Origin of the sequence: Bartonella sp. AP58NXGY, assembly GCF_042195785.1 — a bacterium.
Taxonomy (GTDB): Bacteria; Pseudomonadota; Alphaproteobacteria; order Rhizobiales; family Rhizobiaceae; genus Bartonella.
Window position 1 is genome coordinate 1 of the sequence record NZ_JBHIOY010000441.1, and the last position, 524, is coordinate 524.

The window sequence follows — 524 nt, forward strand, 5'->3', positions numbered from 1 at the left end:
ACTGGAATATGGATATGGAGGCGACCTTGATTATAATGCACTAGAGGCAGGTATTTTACTTAAGAAAATCGAAAGTGCATACAGTACAACATCCTTGGGGATTATGGGCAATTATGGCAAGCTTTCTTTGCTGCCTCGAGAGGTGAAACAACGTCAAGAAAGTATATTTGATAAATGGACAATCACAGCATATGGGAGTATGCAGCATGATACGGGTTTTTATATGGGTGGTCTCTTCTCTTATGGTTTGTTTAATGGCAATGTTCTTACACGGGAGCGAGGTAAAACGGCCGCATTGAGAGGAAAGCCCTTAAGTTTTTCCTTAACGGCTGGTAAAACATTTAGGATAGGTTGTCGATGTTTTATTTTTGAACCACAGGTTCAATTTGTTTATCAAAATCTTCAGTTTCATAACACGCGTGATATTGATAATCTTAATATTGATATGCGAAGACCAGATCATTGGGGGATGCGTATTGGGGGGAATTTAACTAAAACACTGACATTAACGAAAGATGCACAGG

Annotated in this window: 1 protein-coding gene; it reads left to right on the plus strand. The window is 39.1% G+C overall.

The window, feature by feature from the left end:
* A partial coding sequence (locus tag ACFINC_RS11895) for an autotransporter outer membrane beta-barrel domain-containing protein (protein WP_375617323.1) occupies positions 1–524 on the plus strand: 524 nt, incomplete at both ends.